The sequence below is a fragment of the Streptomyces sp. NEAU-sy36 genome, assembly GCF_013423905.1.
Classification (GTDB): Bacteria; Actinomycetota; Actinomycetes; order Streptomycetales; family Streptomycetaceae; genus Streptomyces; species Streptomyces misionensis.
Genome location: NZ_CP058977.1, coordinates 22,170 through 36,368, shown reverse-complemented (window position 1 = coordinate 36,368; position 14,199 = coordinate 22,170). Strand labels below are relative to the sequence as shown.

The following is a 14,199-nucleotide window of genomic DNA, read 5'->3' as shown; positions in this document are numbered from 1 at the left end:
GAGACCGACGGAGAGGGCTGGTAGGTAGCTATGGAAGAGCCGCGTCGCCTCGGCGGCCGGTACGAGCTGGGCCAGGTGCTCGGCCGTGGTGGCATGGCGGAGGTCTACCTCGCGCATGACACCAGGCTCGGCCGCACCGTGGCGGTGAAGACGCTGCGCGCCGACCTCGCGCGCGACCCGTCCTTCCAGGCCCGGTTCCGCCGGGAGGCCCAGTCGGCCGCCTCGCTCAACCATCCTGCGATCGTCGCGGTCTACGACACGGGCGAGGACTACATCGACGGGGTCTCCATCCCGTACATCGTGATGGAGTACGTCGACGGTTCCACCCTGCGCGAGCTGCTGCACTCGGGGCGCAAGCTGCTGCCCGAGCGCGCCATGGAAATGACCATCGGCATCCTCCAGGGCCTGGAGTACGCGCACCGCAGCGGCATCGTCCACCGCGACATCAAGCCGGCCAACGTGATGCTGACCCGCAACGGTCAGGTCAAGGTGATGGACTTCGGCATCGCCCGCGCGATGGGCGACGCCGGCATGACGATGACGCAGACCGCGGCGGTCATCGGCACGGCCCAGTACCTCTCGCCCGAGCAGGCCAAGGGCGAGCAGGTGGACGCCCGTTCCGACCTCTACTCCACGGGCTGCCTCCTCTACGAGCTGCTGACCGTCCGCCCGCCCTTCGTCGGCGACTCCCCGGTGGCCGTGGCCTACCAGCACGTCCGCGAGGAGCCCCAGCCGCCCTCGGTCTTCGATCCCGAGATCACCCCCGAGATGGACGCGATCGTCCTCAAGGCGCTGGTCAAGGACCCCGACTACCGCTACCAGTCGGCCGACGAGATGCGCGCCGACATCGAGGCGTGCCTGGACGGCCAGCCGGTCGGGGCCACGGCCGCGATGGGCGCGGTCGGCTACGCCGGCTACGGCGACGACCAGGCGACGGCGGCGCTGCGCCCGGAAGCGCAGGCGGCGGCCACCACCATGCTCCCGCCGATGGGCCCGGACGACGGCGGCTTCGGCTACGACGACCGCCCCGACCGGCGCCGCCAGCAGCCGAAGAAGAAGAACACCTCCACGATCCTGCTGATCGTCGCCGGTGTGCTGGTGCTGATCGGCGCCATCCTGATCGGCAAGTACGCGTTCAGCGGGCACGGCGCGGACGGCAAGCTCTCCGCGCCCAATCTCGTCGGCGAGACCGAGAAGCAGGCCGCCGACACCGCCGCCAACGTCGATCTGAAGGTCGACGTCACCGACCGCAAGCCCTGCGAGAGCCAGCCCAAGGGCCTCGTGTGCTCGCAGGACCCGGCCAAGGGCACCCAGGTGGACAAGAACACCACCATCCACCTGGTGATCTCCACGGGCGCCCCCAAGGTGACCGTGCCCGACGTCCGCGGCATCCAGTACGACCAGGCGGAGACGCAGCTCAAGGACAAGGGCTTCAACGTCGAGCGCAAGGACGAGGTGTCCACCCAGACGCCGGGCGTCGTCACCGCTCAGGACCCCGAGGGCGGCAGCAGCAAGCAGAAGGGCACCACGATCACCCTCACCGTCGCCAAGGCGGAGGAGAAGGTGACCATCCCGAGCGACGTCGTCGGCAAGTCCTGTGACGAGGCCAAGGCCGAGCTGCAGGGCATGGGCCTGGTGCCGAGCTGCAACGACCAGCCCACCGACAACCCGGACGACAACGGCAAGGTCCTTTCGACCAACCCGCCGGCCGGGCAGCAGGTCTCCAAGAACACGCCCGTCGCGATCAACGTCGGCAAGGCCCAGCAGGCCAGCCAGGTCCAGGTCCCGGGCATCGTGGGCAAGAAGCTCGGGCAGGTCAAGCAGATGCTCCAGCAGGCGGGTCTGCAGCTCGGCAACGTCCAGAACGGCGGCGACGACAACGCGATCGTCGTCAGCTCCAACCCGCCGCCGGGCACCCAGGTGAACCAGGGCCAGGCCATCGACGTGGTCACCATCGGCGGCGGCCAGGGCAACAACGGCAACGGCAACGACAACGGCGCCAACTTCTTCGGCGGCCTGCACGGCTGATCCCCGCGCGCGCCTGGACGAACGGGCCCCCGCCGGATTCCTCCGGCGGGGGCCCGTTCGTCGCCTCGGTGGTTCAGCGCAGTTCCGCGGGCGGGGTGCGCTTGCCGTCGACCTTCTGCACCCGGACCAGTTCGCCCCAGACGACGTAGCGGTAGCGCGAGGTGTAGACGGGCGTGCAGGTGGTCAGCGTGATGTAGTGGCCGGGCTTCTTCCTGCCGGACTCCTCGGGAACCGGGTCGACCACGCCGATGTCGTACTTCGAGGTCTCCGGAAGGATCGCGAAGACCTTGTAGACGTACCAGTCGTCCCGGGTCTCGAAGACGATCGGGTCGCCCTTCTCCAGCTTGTCGATGTTGTGGAACTTGGCGCCGTGTCCGTCGCGGTGGGCGGCGAGGGCGAAGTTGCCCTCCTTGCCGGTCGTCGGGAGCGTGGCCTTGACCGGGTCGGTGTAGTAACCGGCCACACCGCCGTTGAGGACGTCGGTGCCGGTGCCCTTCTCGACCAGGACCGTGCCGTTCTTCATCGCGGGCACGTGCAGGAAGCCGATGCCGTCCTTGGTGTCCAGCGCGCCCGGTCCCGAGTCCTTCTGCTGCGCCCAGTGCTGGCGCACCTTGTCGGCCTGCCTGTCGGCCTTGCGGTCCGCCAGCACGTTCGTCCACCACAGCGAGTAGACGACGAACAGGCCGAGCAACACGCCCAGCGTGATGAGCAGTTCACCGAAGACGCTGACGGCCTGCGCGATCCTGCCCGGCCGCCGGCGCCGCTCGGCGGGCTCCGGTCCGGGCGGGGCAGTGGTTTCGTCGGTCGCTTCGTTCTCGTCGGCGGTCGCTGCCACAGTGTCCTAGCCCTTACTCGAGGAGCGCGTCCGGCTTGCCCTTGCTGCGGGGGCGAACCTCGACCATCTTGCCCCAGACGATCAGCCGGTACTTGCTGGTGAACTCCGGTGTACAGGTGGTCAGGGTGATGTAGCGGCCGGGCCTGGTGAAGCCCGAGCCCCTGGGTACGGGGTCCAGCACGCTGGTGTTGGACGGGGAGGTGACCGGCAGGGTCGACGTCACCTTGTAGACGTAGTAGGTGTCCTGGGTCTCGACCACGACCGGGTCGCCGGGGGTGAGCCGGTTGATGTACCGGAACGGCTCGCCATGGGTGTTGCGGTGCGCGGCCAGCCCGAAGTTTCCGGTCTTCGCGTCGGGCATCGCCGTCTTCAGCGGCGCCTCGCCGTAGTGCCCGACCATGCCCTTGTCGAGCACCCGGGTGGTGCTGACGCCCTCCGCGATCGGCGCCACCACGTCCAGCTTGGGGATGTGCAGGATGGCGAAGCCCTGGCCGGGCGAGAAGACCCCGGGGTTGCGCCTGCCGTTCGCCCAGTCGTCCTGGAGCTGGTGGGCCTCGCTGCCGGCCTGCGCGTGCGCCCGCACGTTGGTCCACCACAGCTGGTAGGTGACGAACAGCAGCATCAGCACGCCGGTGGTGATGAACACCTCGCCGAGCACCCGGCTCGCGACCACCGCCGGGCCGGGCCTGGCCTGCCGCGCCCGCCGCCGGGCCTCCACCCGGCTCGGCGGACGGTCCGGGTCGGACTCCGCCCGCCCCGGCGCCGGTCTTCCGGAGGCGGCGGGCTCGCGGTTCCCGCCACGGCGCCCGCCGCGATGCTTGGCCGCCCTCCTGCGGCCCGCACGACCGCCGGGGGCCGGTCCGGTGACGGAAGGGGCCGACGGGGCTCCAGAGGGCCCCAGAGGGCCTCTGCGCGCCCTCATGGACGCCGGGTCGGCGATCCGCAGCGCCATCGTCTCGTCGTCGAAGGGGACCGCGCCGGGCGCACCGACGGGGGACTCGTACGGCCGCCCGCCGCCGTCCACGTCCTCGCGCTCGGGGCGCAGGGCGGTCACGCCGTGGCCCTGCCCACCACCGGGGCGAGCCCCGCCGACCTCGCCACGGCACCCTGGTCGCCGCACTCCTCCAGCCAGTTGGCCAGCATCCGGTGCCCGTGCTCGGTGAGCACCGACTCCGGGTGGAACTGCACGCCCTCGACGGGGAGTTCCCGGTGGCGCAGGCCCATGATGATGCCGTCGTGCGTGCGGGCGGTCACCTCCAGCTCGGCCGGGACCGTCGCGGGCTCGGCCGCCAGCGAGTGGTAGCGGGTCGCGGTGAACGGCGAGGGCAGCCCGGCGAAGACGCCCTTGCCCTCGTGCTCGACCGGCGAGGTCTTGCCGTGCAGCAGTTCCGGCGCCCGGTCCACCACGCCGCCGTACGCCACCTGCATCGACTGCATGCCGAGGCACACGCCGAAGACCGGCACCCCGGTGGCCGCGCAGTGGCGGACCATCTCCACGCAGACGCCGGCCTGCTCCGGGGTGCCGGGACCGGGCGAGAGGAGGACGCCGTCGAAGCCGTCCTGGGCGTGCGCGGTCGACACCTCGTCGTTGCGCAGCACCTCGCACTCGGCGCCCAGCTGGTACAGGTACTGGACGAGGTTGAAGACGAAGCTGTCGTAGTTGTCCACGACGAGAATGCGCGCACTCACTGGTTGTCCACCGTCACATCGTTGAAGGGCAGCAGCGGTTCGGCCCACGGGAAGACGTACTGGAACAGGACGTAGACCACGGCGAGGACCAGGAGGACGGAGATCAGCGCCCTCACCCACGCGTTTCCCGGCAGATGCCGCCAGATCCAGCCGTACATGCCGTCCTTGCCGTCCCTTCCGTGTCCCTACGGCACCAGACACACGCCGTACGTCACCAGACTAGCGGCGCGGCGCCTCCGGTTCGCCTGACTCCACAGGCTCGGTGGAGTCCGGGCGCGCCCGGCGAGGCCGACGGCTACCGCACGGGCTTCGCGTAGTGCAGGTCCACGGTGCCCGAGTAACCCGGAAGGGTGACGGTGCCGTCGTCGGTGACTTTCCAGCCGAGGCCGTAGACGTTGACGTACACCATGTAGGTCTGGATCGCCTTGCTGTCCGCGAGCGCCCGCTGGAGCCGCCCCGGGTCCCCGATCGCCGTGATCTTGTACGGCGGGGAGTAGACCCGGCCCTGGAGGATCAGGGTGTTGCCGACGCAGCGCACCGCGCTGGTGGAGATCAGCCGCTGGTCCATGACCTTGATCCCCTTGGCGCCGCCCTGCCACAGGGCGTTCACCACGGCTTGCAGGTCCTGCTGGTGGATGACCAGGTAGTCGGGCTGCGGCGGGGGATAGCCGGGGAGCTTGGCGGTGGCGTTGGGCGGGGCGTCGTTGAGGGTGACGGTGACCGCCCTGCCGGTGAGCTTCTCGGTGCCGGCGCTCTTCTCCAGCCCGGTGAGCCGCCGGTCCTGGGCCTTGGTGCTGCCGCCGTCGCTCGCGGCCAGGGACTCCACGCCGTCGCGCAGGGCGGCGTTGGACTCGTCCATGTCCTTGTTCTTGCGGCTGCGCTGCTGGATCAGGTCGGACAGCTTCAGCAGGGAGCCGTCCTGGCGGATGTCGGTGCCCCTGGCGGTGTCGAAGCTGGTGAAGAAGATCAGGCCCGCGAGGGCGAAGACGGCCGCCGTGAGGATCCGCACCGGGCGCACCCGTGGCCTGCGGCGGGGGCCGGAACCCATTGCTCCCGTACCGGGGGAGTCGGCAGAATTGCTCAACGTACCCTTATCTCCTTCGGCGCCGCGGAAGCACTACGCTAACGGACGCCCGGGGGAGCACACAGAGTCGTCATGTTGGCCCCTTGTACGCTGCCCCGAGCCCGACCCGTTACCTGCGCGGCCACGCAGCGCATCGACAGGAGAGACCCTCGTGCCGAAGTCACGTATCCGCAAGAAGGCCGACTTCACGCCGCCGCCGGCGAAGCAGGCCGCGGCGATCAAGCTGAACAACAGCGGCTGGGTCGCCCCCGTCATGCTGGCCATGTTCGTCATCGGTCTGGCCTGGATCGTCGTCTTCTATGTGACCGACGGCTCGCTGCCCATCGACGCGCTGGACAACTGGAACATCGTGGTCGGCTTCGGCTTCATCGCCGCCGGGTTCGGTGTCTCCACGCAGTGGAAGTAGGGGCTCTGCCCACGGCTTCTCCGCCGAGTTATCCACAGGCCTGAGGATTTCCACATCCCCCTGGGGAAAAGACTACGATCTGTGGATAACTCATCGGGCATTGACGCCGGTACGACTGCCGTACCGGCTCCCACACACCCGTTCGCACCCCGCATCACCTGCGAAAACTCATCCGAGCGGTAAGGGTCGCAGCTGATCCCGCACCGTATGCACAAGATCCGACACCCGCTGTGGACAACTGTGCCGCGTCAGGTGAGCTGACCCGTTCTGACCAGGGTGAGAACGGCCACCACCACCAGCACGAGCGCACAGGTGCCGTACTGGACGAGCGCCCGGTTGCGGCGTGGTGCGTGCACCATCGCGTACCCGGCGACGACGCCCGCGACCAGGCCGCCGACGTGCGCCTCCCAGGCGATGTTGAAGCCGGGGGTGAAGGTGATGATCAGGTTGACGACCAGCAGGGCGACGAGCGGTCGCAGATCGTAGTTGAGCCGGCGCATCAGCACACCGGTGGCGCCGAAGAGGCCGAAGAGCGCCCCGGAGGCGCCGAGCGACGGCTGGTTCGGCGCGGCGATCAGATAGGTGAGCGCGCTGCCGGCCAGGCCCGAGACGAAGTACAGGGTGAGATAACGGGCGCGCCCGAGCGCCGCTTCCAGGGGACCGCCGATCCACCACAGGCTGAGCATGTTGAACAGGATGTGGGCGTACCCGCCGTGCAGGAACATGGCGGTCAGCAGGCGGAAGTACTGGCCCTCGGCGATGCCCTGTATCCCCGGCAGCAGAGGGGTGTAGGCCCGGCCGATCAGCTCGAACCGCTGGGTGAAGCTCTCGCCGACGGCGAGCTGCACCAGGAACACCGCGAGGTTGATCCCGATCAGCACCTTGGTGAGCAGCCGGGGATCCGCCGTCATGGTGCCCCCGGTGATGGTGCGCGGCCGGGCCGCGGCCATCGGACGCGCCGTACCGCCGCCTCCCCCGCCGCTCGGGGCCGGACCGCCGCCGTGGACGCACTCGGGGCACTGGAAGCCGACGGAGGCGCTGACCATGCACTCGGGGCAGATGGGGCGCTCGCAGCGGGTGCAGCGCACGCCGGTCTCGCGGTCCGGGTGCCGGTAGCACACGGGCACGCTCCGGGCGTCCGGTGCGCTGCTTGCGACGTGGTCCATGTTCCCCTCGCTCCTCGTGGCGCTCACCCGGCACATACCCCGCCCCGCTCATCCTTACGGACGAGCGGGGCGATTGGTTCCCTGTGGGGCGTTCCGGGGGAACCGGGTCCCCCGGTGAGCGACCCCGGCGCGGACTCAGCCCTCGCGGGTCTCGACGACGACCGACTCGATGACGACGTCCTGGACCGGACGGTCGTTGCGGCCGGTCTTCACGCCCGCGATCTCGTCCACGACCTTCTTGCCGGCGTCCGTGCTGACCTCACCGAAGATGGTGTGCTTGCCGGTCAGCCAGGTCGTCGGGGCGACCGTGATGAAGAACTGCGAGCCGTTGGTGCCCGGGCCGGCGTTCGCCATCGCGAGCAGGTAGGGCTTGGTGAAGGCCAGGTCGGGGTGGAACTCGTCCCCGAACTTGTAGCCCGGACCGCCGATGCCGGTGCCCAGCGGGTCACCGCCCTGGATCATGAAACCGCTGATGACACGGTGGAAGATCGTGCCGTCGTAGAGCGGGTCGTTGCTCTTCTTGCCGGACTCGGGGTGAGTCCACTCGCGCTCGCCCTTGGCCAGCTCGACAAAGTTCTGGACCGTCTTGGGCGCGTGGTTCGGGAACAGCCGGACCTCGATGTCGCCGTGGTTGGTCTTCAGGGTGGCGTAAAGCTGCTCAGCCACGATCTGCCTTCCGTTGTCTTCCTGTGACGCCCCGATCCTCGCACGTATGGCCCACCACGGCGCCAGTCGGCCAACCGAAGGAGCGATCGGCACCCATATGCGCGCCCGCACATGCCGCCCGGGCCGTTCGCAGGCATGATCCGTAAAAGGGTGGAAAGTCGAAATACCGTACGCCACCGAGGAGGAGGAACCCGTGACCCGCATTGACAGCGTGCGCGCCGCGACCGGCTCGGCGAAGGACAGCGTGCTGCACGCCGCGGACGTGGTGGCGCCCTACGCCGACACGGCCAAGGAGCGTGCCGCGCATTACGCGCAGGAGGCACGCGTACGGCTGGCGCCCGTGGTGTCGCAGGCCGCCGAACAGGCCCGCGTGCAGTACGACGCCCGGCTCGCCCCGCGTCTGGAACAGGCCCGGCGCACCTATGTCCCGCCGAAGGTCGACCTGGCGGCGCAGGAGGCCGCCTGTCGCGCCCGCAAGGCCGCCCGGCAGACGGCCGAGTACTCACGGCCCCGGATCGAGCAGGCGATGGCCGCGGCCGGGCCGGTGGCGGACGAGGCCGCGGCCCGGGGTGCCGCCGCGCTGGCCGCGCTGCGCGGCCAGGTCTCCGCGAAGGACATCCAGAAGCTCGCCCGCCGCAAGGCGTGCCGGTGCCGGGCCGGCCGGGTCGCCAAGCTGCTGGGGCTGACGGCCCTGGTGGCGGGCGGCGCCTTCGCCGCCTGGAAGTGGTGGGAGCGCCAGGCCAACCCCGATTGGCTGGTCGAGCCACCGGCCGCGACGGAGGTCCCCGAGTCGGGTGGCATCGGCTCGGTGGACGGCAGCGGCCCCGAGGGGACCGCCACCACGGACGGCGACGGACAGGTCTGAACGCTTCTCGCGGAACGGGCCCGGGGCCGGAAGCGCGTGTGCGCTCCGGCCCCGGGCCCGTTTCACGTGAAACGGGGAAGTCAGCGGGCGGCCTCGATGTGGGACCTGGTCAGGGCGAACAGGATCAGCAGGTCCAGGGCCATCACCGGGATCGCCCAGCCCGGGTAGAACGGCACGAACATGAACTGGGTGATCAGGCTGACGCCCGCCGTCACCACGCCGGCCCCGCGGCCCCAGCTCGCGCCCGCCAGCACACCGAGGCCCGCGACGGTGAGCGCCATGCCGATGACGAGGTGGATGATGCCCCACGCCGTCAGGGGAAAGTTGTAGGCGTACCCGTTCGAGGTGGCGAACAGGCTGTCCTCCGCGATACCGGCCGCGCCCATCAGAATGCTGAGCGGCCCGCTGAGCATCAGCAGGGCCCCGGCGGCCCGGGACGCGCTGTCGAGCGTGCGTTCACGGCCGGGGCCCCCGTGCCCGCGCTCCGACTTGTCGGATATCGACGTCATGGGCGTCGCCTTCCTGTGCGGCGCGGCCGCCTACGCACGGCGGCCGCGAGCAAGCCACGCTTCTCTGACAGGATCACCGCAATCACCCGGACCTGCGACCGCAGCCGTCCGGCTACCGCCCGCCCGGACCGCGGGAAGCGGTCGAAACAGCGCTGTGGCCGGGGCCGGGGCTCGCGGGCGTGGTGGCGCACACCGTGCCGCGGGACGCGACCAGCGCGCAGGCGCGGGCCTGCCCGGCATCGCGCACGCCCACCATCGCGGTGTGGGCGTCGGCGCCGTACTGCTGGCGGTACTCCTCGCGGTCCTGGTGCCGGCCGAAGACCTGGATCCAGTCGCCCTCCGAGCTGCCGCTCATCTTGGCCCAGGCGGCATGGCAGCGGGGGCTGTAGCGCAGCTCGACCAGGACTCCGAAGTCACGGCCGGTGAGGAGGGTGCCCGCGTCGTTCTGGCAGACGGTGGTGGCGGGATCCACCCCCAGGCAGCCGTCGCCGTCGCAGGAAGCGGTGGGGGACACCCGGGCCGACAGGGACGCGGAGGCCGAGGCGCCGTGCCCCGGATCCGACCGGGTGAGGAAGAAGATCGCCAGCACCAGCAGCGCCAGCCCCAGGACGGACCCGGCGGCCCACACCGCGTGCCGTCCGCGCGATCCGGAGTCCTGATAGGTGACGGACCCGTGGTAGACGATGTCCCGGCCGGCCTGGTGCACCTTCGCGCTGCCCGACGCCCGGGTGCGCTGGTCTCCCCGCCCGGGTTTCCTCCTACCGGCCACCGCTCCTCCGGACGTCCTGGTCCCGGCCGGCCTGGAAGGCCCGCGCGTCTCCGGAGACCCTGGCCCGCTGCACGACATCACCGGCGGTCCCGCCGCCGGCCGCCGCCCCGCCGTCCCCGGACCGCAGATCACGCCCCGCCTGGTACACCCGGGCCCGCCCGCCGGCCCTGACCGTCTGCCTGACCCGCCGCCCGGGAGATGACGTATCCCCCTGTCCCGCCCACCAGTTGACCGCCCCGCCGACGGCGGCGGCGACCGCCCCGGCGAATCCGAGCGCCACTCCCCACCGGTCTCCGTCGTCCGCGGGAAGCCATTCGAACGGCACCACTCTGACGAGCCACGCACACAGCACGAACACGGCCACGGCCGCCACGACCGCCACCGCCCAGCGCACCGCACGCCCCATGCGAAGTCCCCCTTTCCCCCGACGTGTTGTTGGGATTCCACTCCGGGACGGGCCCGACACATCCTTCGGGGCCCCAAAACAGGACATGTGCACGCTCATACGCCAAAGAACCCCCTGACCGACGTTTCCGCAGGTCAGGGGGTTCTCGACAGTGGAGCCTAGGGGAGTCGAACCCCTGACATCCGCCATGCAAAGACGGCGCTCTACCAACTGAGCTAAGGCCCCGGGAAGGGTGTGGCCGACCGGAGGGGGTGTGCGCCCGCCGGTGCCGCAGACCAGAGTACCGGGTCACCCCCCGTATCCCGCAAAAAGATTGGGGGTCCCCGCGGATGACCACGCTCCGTAAGATGCTCGGCGTGGTTCGCTACAGCGAACCGCGGTTTTCAGGGGAAGCGATGGGGAGACGCAATGGACGCCGCACAGCAGGAAGCCACCGCCAGAGCGCGGGAGCTGCAGCGGAACTGGTACGGGGAGCCGTTGGGGGCGCTCTTCCGTAAGCTGATCGACGATCTCGGCCTCAATCAGGCCCGTCTCGCGGCGGTCCTGGGGCTGTCCGCTCCGATGCTGTCCCAGCTGATGAGCGGGCAGCGGGCGAAGATCGGCAATCCCGCGGTGGTCCAGCGGGTACAGCAGCTGCAGGAGCTGGCGGCGCAGGTGGCGGACGGCAGCGTCAGCGCCGCCGAGGCGACCGAGCGGATGGACGAGATCAAGAAGTCGCAGGGGGGCTCCGTGCTGAGCAACACCGCGCAGTCGACGAACGGTTCGGGCGCGCCCACCGTCAAGCGCGTGGTCCGGGAGATCCAGTCGCTGCTGCGCTCGGTGGCCGCCGCGAGCGACATCATCGAGGCCGCGGACGCCCTCGCCCCGACCCAGCCCGAACTCGCCGAGTTCCTGCGCGTCTACGGTGCCGGCCGCACCTCCGACGCGGTCGCGCACTACCAGTCCCACCAGAACTGAACGCCCGCCCGGCTCGGGGGGCCGGGCGGAAGCGGGGTCCCGAGGGGGAGGAGCTGGGGCAGTCATGGGCGAGGTGTTCTCCGGCCGGTACGAGCTGGCCGACCCGATCGGGCACGGCGGCGTGGGCGTCGTATGGCGCGTCTGGGACCACCGCCGACGGCGCTATGTGGCCGCCAAGGTGCTCCAGCAGCGCGACGCCCACTCCCTGCTGCGCTTCGTGCGCGAGCAGGCCCTGCGGATCGACCACCCCCACGTCCTCGCCCCGGCCAGCTGGGCCGCCGACGACGACAAAGTGCTGTTCACCATGGACCTGGTCGCCGGCGGCTCCCTGGTCAGCCTGGTCAACGACTACGGTCCGCTGCCGCCGGCGTTCGTCTGCGTCCTGCTGGACCAGCTGCTCTCCGGTCTCGCCGCCGTGCACGCGGAGGGCGTCGTGCACCGCGACATCAAGCCCGCCAACATCCTCCTGGAAGCCACCGGCACCGGCCGGCCGCGACTGCGGCTGTCCGACTTCGGCATCGCCATGCGGTTCGGCGAGCCCCGGCTGACCGAGACCAACCTCGTGGTGGGCACGCCCGGTTACCTCGCCCCCGAGCAACTCGCCGGAGCCGACCCGGACTTCACCGCCGATCTGTTCGCCGTCGGTCTGGTCGCCCTGTACCTCCTCGAAGGCGCCAAGCCCGACGCCAAGGAACTCGTACGGTACTTCACCGAGCACGGCACCCCGAGCGCGCCCAAGAACATCCCCGCGCCCCTGTGGGAGTTCGTCGCCGCGCTGCTCCAGCCCGATCCGGCGGCCCGGTACCAGACCGCCACCGGAGCGCGCAAAGGGCTCGCGCCGGTCATGGAACTCCTGCCGGACCTCGGCGGCCTGGACGACGAGCCGATCGAGATCTTCGACCAACTCCCGGAACTGCCCGAGGGCTTCGGGCCAAACGGGCCGGAGGGCAAGAGGTCGAGGGCCCGGCGGCCCGTCGCCGTCCCGGGCGCCGATCCGCGCACCGACAGCGGGTATCCGAGCGGGTCGCCGGCCGGGCCGACCGGCACCGGCTCCCTGTCGGACACCGGGAGCTTCCGCATTCCGCCACCCCTGGCCACCGGCTCCACACCGTTTCCGTCCGTACCGCCTCCCCCCACCGCACCGCCGCTGCCGGCCGCCGCCCCCGCTCCCAGCGTTCCGCCCCCCGCACCGCCCGGCGACAGCGTCACCGCCGCCTACACCGCCGCCCCGGCACCCGTCCCGGCGCCCACCGCGGCCGCGCCCCGCACCCCGCCCGCACACGGCCGTCGCGCCCGGCGCGCCCCCCGCCGCCCCGGTCCCCCGGCGGGGGCCGTGGCCTGCCTGCTGCTGCTCGCGCTTGCCTGCTACGCGGTGGGCTTCTGGGCCCTGAACCGGCTCTGAGCCCGCCGGGCCGCCACCGTCCACCCGCCGAGCACCAGCAGCGACGCGGTCCCCAGCCCGAACCCGCCGGCCGCGACGAGCCTCAGCGCGGTCCCGTCGCCCCGGGAGCCCCCCGCCACGGGAACGGGCGCCACCACCGCGCCCTCCTCCGTGGCCGTGAAGACGCCGTCCGGCACCGGCCGCCCGGCGTACCCCGGCCCGGCGTGCGCCCGGCCGTCCACGCGGACCCGCAGCGTCACGTCGTACGGCCCGCGCCCGAACGTGCCGCCGAGCCGGTCGCTGAGGTGCAGCACCAGGCAGTAGTCGCCGGCGAAGCGCAGCGCGGTGACCGCGGCGGGCGCGGCGTACCGGTTGGCGTACTCGACCGGCGGGAGCGGGACGAGGGAGACGGGCCTGCGCACACCGGTGTAGCCGAGGGAGGCGTCGTCGGCCAGGCCGCGCACGGGGTTGTACAGGGCGAGGTCCAGGGCGCCGCCGACGTACCCGTGCCCCTGGGCGCCGCCCAGTTCGGCGGTGGCCCGCACCCGGCGGCCCCAGTCCAGCGGCACCTTGTAGAACTGCGTCTGGCCGGGCACCAGGGTGGTCCGCCAGACCCCCTGGCCCAGCGGGCGGGCCGCGGTGAAGCCCGCGCCGCCGGTCAGGTCCCGGGGGGCGCCGGCGAGCGGCTCGGGGGTGGCGGAGTCCCAGGAGCCGGGCGCCTCGCTGGGCCCTGGCGCGCTGAGCCGGGGTTCGAGGACGGGCGCGATCTCCAGGTCCCAGCGCCCCGCCGACCCGGTGCCGACGCTCCCGGTGTCGAGGCGTTCGACCAGCACCGAGTAGGTCCCCGCGCCCTGGCACAGCGCCTTGCCCGCCTCGCGCTTGCCGAGGGCGGTGACCGGGCGCGGGCTGAGCGCGGCGCCGAAGCGGGCGGTGGCGTAGGAGCAGGCCGTGCCGTGCGCGTCCCGGACGGACACCCGGATGCCGTCGGTGGCGGTGACGGTGGCGTCCGGGGGCGGTACGGCGGTGACGGGGACGTAGGCCGTGGCGTCGGCGTCCGCCTCGGCGAGGTGGAGGTCGTAGGTGAGGCGGCCGTGCTCGGGCAGGGAGCCCCGGTAGACCCGGCCGGCGTCGAGCCGCGGGGCGTCGGCGGTGCCGGTCGCGCCCTCGACCGTGCGGGCGCCGGGGGAGAAGGCGTAGCCGGGGGCGCCAGCGGCGGCCGCGGGGAACGCGCCGGTGCCGCACAGCCCCAGTGCCAGGATCGCGGCCGTCAGAGGAGCGCGGTAGCGCCCCCACGCCGTACGCCTGTGCCGCCGCACGTGTGCACCCCCTGTGTCACGGCCTTCCGGTGGCCGCCCGCCGCGGTGGGCGGTCGGGCCGTGGCCCATCCTGCCCCGGGAGTCACTGCGCCATCCGGGCAATGCGCGAGACCGTCCGAAAC

Annotated in this window: 16 protein-coding genes and 1 tRNA gene; 5 read left to right on the top strand and 12 right to left on the bottom strand. The window is 71.7% G+C overall.

What is annotated here, in order from left to right:
- The first annotated feature begins 30 nt into the window (after positions 1–30).
- The gene (gene pknB / locus HZZ00_RS00170) at positions 31–2,028 is read left to right on the top strand and encodes a Stk1 family PASTA domain-containing Ser/Thr kinase (protein ID WP_180330348.1); all 1,998 of its coding nucleotides are present in this window, start codon (positions 31–33) and stop codon (positions 2,026–2,028) included.
- 73 nt (positions 2,029–2,101) lie between these two features.
- On the opposite strand, the gene HZZ00_RS00165 is transcribed toward pknB, so the two are convergent.
- The 5 genes from HZZ00_RS00165 to HZZ00_RS00145 form a co-directional block, all read right to left on the bottom strand.
- A complete protein-coding gene (locus HZZ00_RS00165; protein WP_180330349.1) occupies positions 2,102–2,863 on the bottom strand; it encodes a class E sortase in 762 nt (253 codons plus the stop codon).
- A gap of 13 nt (positions 2,864–2,876) precedes the next feature.
- A complete protein-coding gene (locus HZZ00_RS00160) occupies positions 2,877–3,917 on the bottom strand; it encodes a class E sortase (protein ID WP_374028508.1) in 1,041 nt (346 codons plus the stop codon).
- Positions 3,914–4,552, bottom strand: coding sequence for an aminodeoxychorismate/anthranilate synthase component II (locus tag HZZ00_RS00155; RefSeq protein WP_070028919.1), 639 nt, complete (start codon positions 4,550–4,552; stop codon positions 3,914–3,916). Before HZZ00_RS00155 ends, HZZ00_RS00160 begins: the two co-directional genes overlap by 4 nt.
- Positions 4,549–4,710 carry a hypothetical protein gene (locus HZZ00_RS00150; RefSeq protein WP_107409144.1) on the bottom strand — a complete coding sequence of 54 codons (162 nt, stop codon included), beginning with the start codon at positions 4,708–4,710 and terminating at the stop codon, positions 4,549–4,551. Before HZZ00_RS00150 ends, HZZ00_RS00155 begins: the two co-directional genes overlap by 4 nt.
- A 137-nt stretch (positions 4,711–4,847) precedes the next feature.
- Positions 4,848–5,636: a DUF881 domain-containing protein gene (locus HZZ00_RS00145; RefSeq protein ID WP_180330350.1), complete on the bottom strand. Its 789-nt coding sequence runs from the start codon at positions 5,634–5,636 to the stop codon at positions 4,848–4,850.
- Between the two features lie 151 nt (positions 5,637–5,787).
- Between HZZ00_RS00145 and crgA the strand changes: the two genes are divergently transcribed.
- The gene (gene crgA, locus HZZ00_RS00140) at positions 5,788–6,042 is read left to right on the top strand and encodes a cell division protein CrgA (protein ID WP_070028916.1); all 255 of its coding nucleotides are present in this window, start codon (positions 5,788–5,790) and stop codon (positions 6,040–6,042) included.
- 248 nt (positions 6,043–6,290) lie between these two features.
- On the opposite strand, the gene HZZ00_RS00135 is transcribed toward crgA, so the two are convergent.
- Together HZZ00_RS00135 and HZZ00_RS00130 are read right to left on the bottom strand one after the other, a co-directional pair.
- Positions 6,291–7,208 carry a rhomboid family intramembrane serine protease gene (locus tag HZZ00_RS00135; protein ID WP_180330351.1) on the bottom strand — a complete coding sequence of 306 codons (918 nt, stop codon included), beginning with the start codon at positions 7,206–7,208 and terminating at the stop codon, positions 6,291–6,293.
- 135 nt (positions 7,209–7,343) lie between these two features.
- On the bottom strand, positions 7,344–7,874 hold the full coding sequence (locus HZZ00_RS00130; RefSeq protein WP_070028912.1) for a peptidylprolyl isomerase: 531 nt from the start codon (positions 7,872–7,874) through the stop codon (positions 7,344–7,346).
- Between the two features lie 193 nt (positions 7,875–8,067).
- Here HZZ00_RS00130 and HZZ00_RS00125 point away from each other — a divergent pair, with 193 nt between their 5' ends.
- Positions 8,068–8,739, top strand: coding sequence for a DUF5324 family protein (locus HZZ00_RS00125; RefSeq protein WP_180330352.1), 672 nt, complete (start codon positions 8,068–8,070; stop codon positions 8,737–8,739).
- Between the two features lie 80 nt (positions 8,740–8,819).
- On the opposite strand, the gene HZZ00_RS00120 is transcribed toward HZZ00_RS00125, so the two are convergent.
- The 4 genes from HZZ00_RS00120 to HZZ00_RS00105 form a co-directional block, all read right to left on the bottom strand.
- On the bottom strand, positions 8,820–9,248 hold the full coding sequence (locus HZZ00_RS00120; RefSeq protein WP_239697906.1) for a hypothetical protein: 429 nt from the start codon (positions 9,246–9,248) through the stop codon (positions 8,820–8,822).
- 112 nt (positions 9,249–9,360) lie between these two features.
- Entirely contained in the window at positions 9,361–10,017 is a 657-nt protein-coding gene (locus tag HZZ00_RS00115; RefSeq protein ID WP_180330353.1) for a DUF2690 domain-containing protein, read from the bottom strand.
- Positions 10,007–10,423, bottom strand: coding sequence for a hypothetical protein (locus HZZ00_RS00110; protein ID WP_180330354.1), 417 nt, complete (start codon positions 10,421–10,423; stop codon positions 10,007–10,009). The genes HZZ00_RS00115 and HZZ00_RS00110 overlap by 11 nt, the downstream gene beginning before the upstream one ends.
- 152 nt (positions 10,424–10,575) lie before the next feature.
- A tRNA-Ala gene (locus HZZ00_RS00105) sits at positions 10,576–10,648 on the bottom strand.
- A 183-nt stretch (positions 10,649–10,831) separates the two neighbouring features.
- Between HZZ00_RS00105 and HZZ00_RS00100 the strand changes: the two genes are divergently transcribed.
- Positions 10,832–11,380 (top strand): DNA-binding protein, encoded by a 549-nt coding sequence (locus HZZ00_RS00100; protein WP_070028904.1) that lies wholly within the window; start codon positions 10,832–10,834, stop codon positions 11,378–11,380.
- A 64-nt stretch (positions 11,381–11,444) separates the two neighbouring features.
- Positions 11,445–12,782, top strand: a complete 1,338-nt coding sequence (locus tag HZZ00_RS00095) for a serine/threonine-protein kinase (protein ID WP_180330355.1) — start codon at positions 11,445–11,447, stop codon at positions 12,780–12,782.
- On the opposite strand, the gene HZZ00_RS00090 is transcribed toward HZZ00_RS00095, so the two are convergent.
- Positions 12,746–14,077 carry a hypothetical protein gene (locus tag HZZ00_RS00090; protein WP_257585579.1) on the bottom strand — a complete coding sequence of 444 codons (1,332 nt, stop codon included), beginning with the start codon at positions 14,075–14,077 and terminating at the stop codon, positions 12,746–12,748. The genes HZZ00_RS00095 and HZZ00_RS00090 overlap by 37 nt on opposite strands.
- Positions 14,078–14,199 lie beyond the last annotated feature (122 nt).

Coding starts and splice junctions, on each gene's coding strand:
- HZZ00_RS00135 (WP_180330351.1), bottom strand. CDS start 7,208: ATGGACCACGTCGCAAGCAGCGCACCGGACGCCCGGAGCGTGCCCGTG.
- HZZ00_RS00100 (WP_070028904.1), top strand. CDS start 10,832: ATGGACGCCGCACAGCAGGAAGCCACCGCCAGAGCGCGGGAGCTGCAG.
- HZZ00_RS00110 (WP_180330354.1), bottom strand. CDS start 10,423: ATGGGGCGTGCGGTGCGCTGGGCGGTGGCGGTCGTGGCGGCCGTGGCC.
- HZZ00_RS00150 (WP_107409144.1), bottom strand. CDS start 4,710: ATGTACGGCTGGATCTGGCGGCATCTGCCGGGAAACGCGTGGGTGAGG.
- HZZ00_RS00120 (WP_239697906.1), bottom strand. CDS start 9,248: ATGACGTCGATATCCGACAAGTCGGAGCGCGGGCACGGGGGCCCCGGC.
- pknB (WP_180330348.1), top strand. CDS start 31: ATGGAAGAGCCGCGTCGCCTCGGCGGCCGGTACGAGCTGGGCCAGGTG.
- HZZ00_RS00095 (WP_180330355.1), top strand. CDS start 11,445: ATGGGCGAGGTGTTCTCCGGCCGGTACGAGCTGGCCGACCCGATCGGG.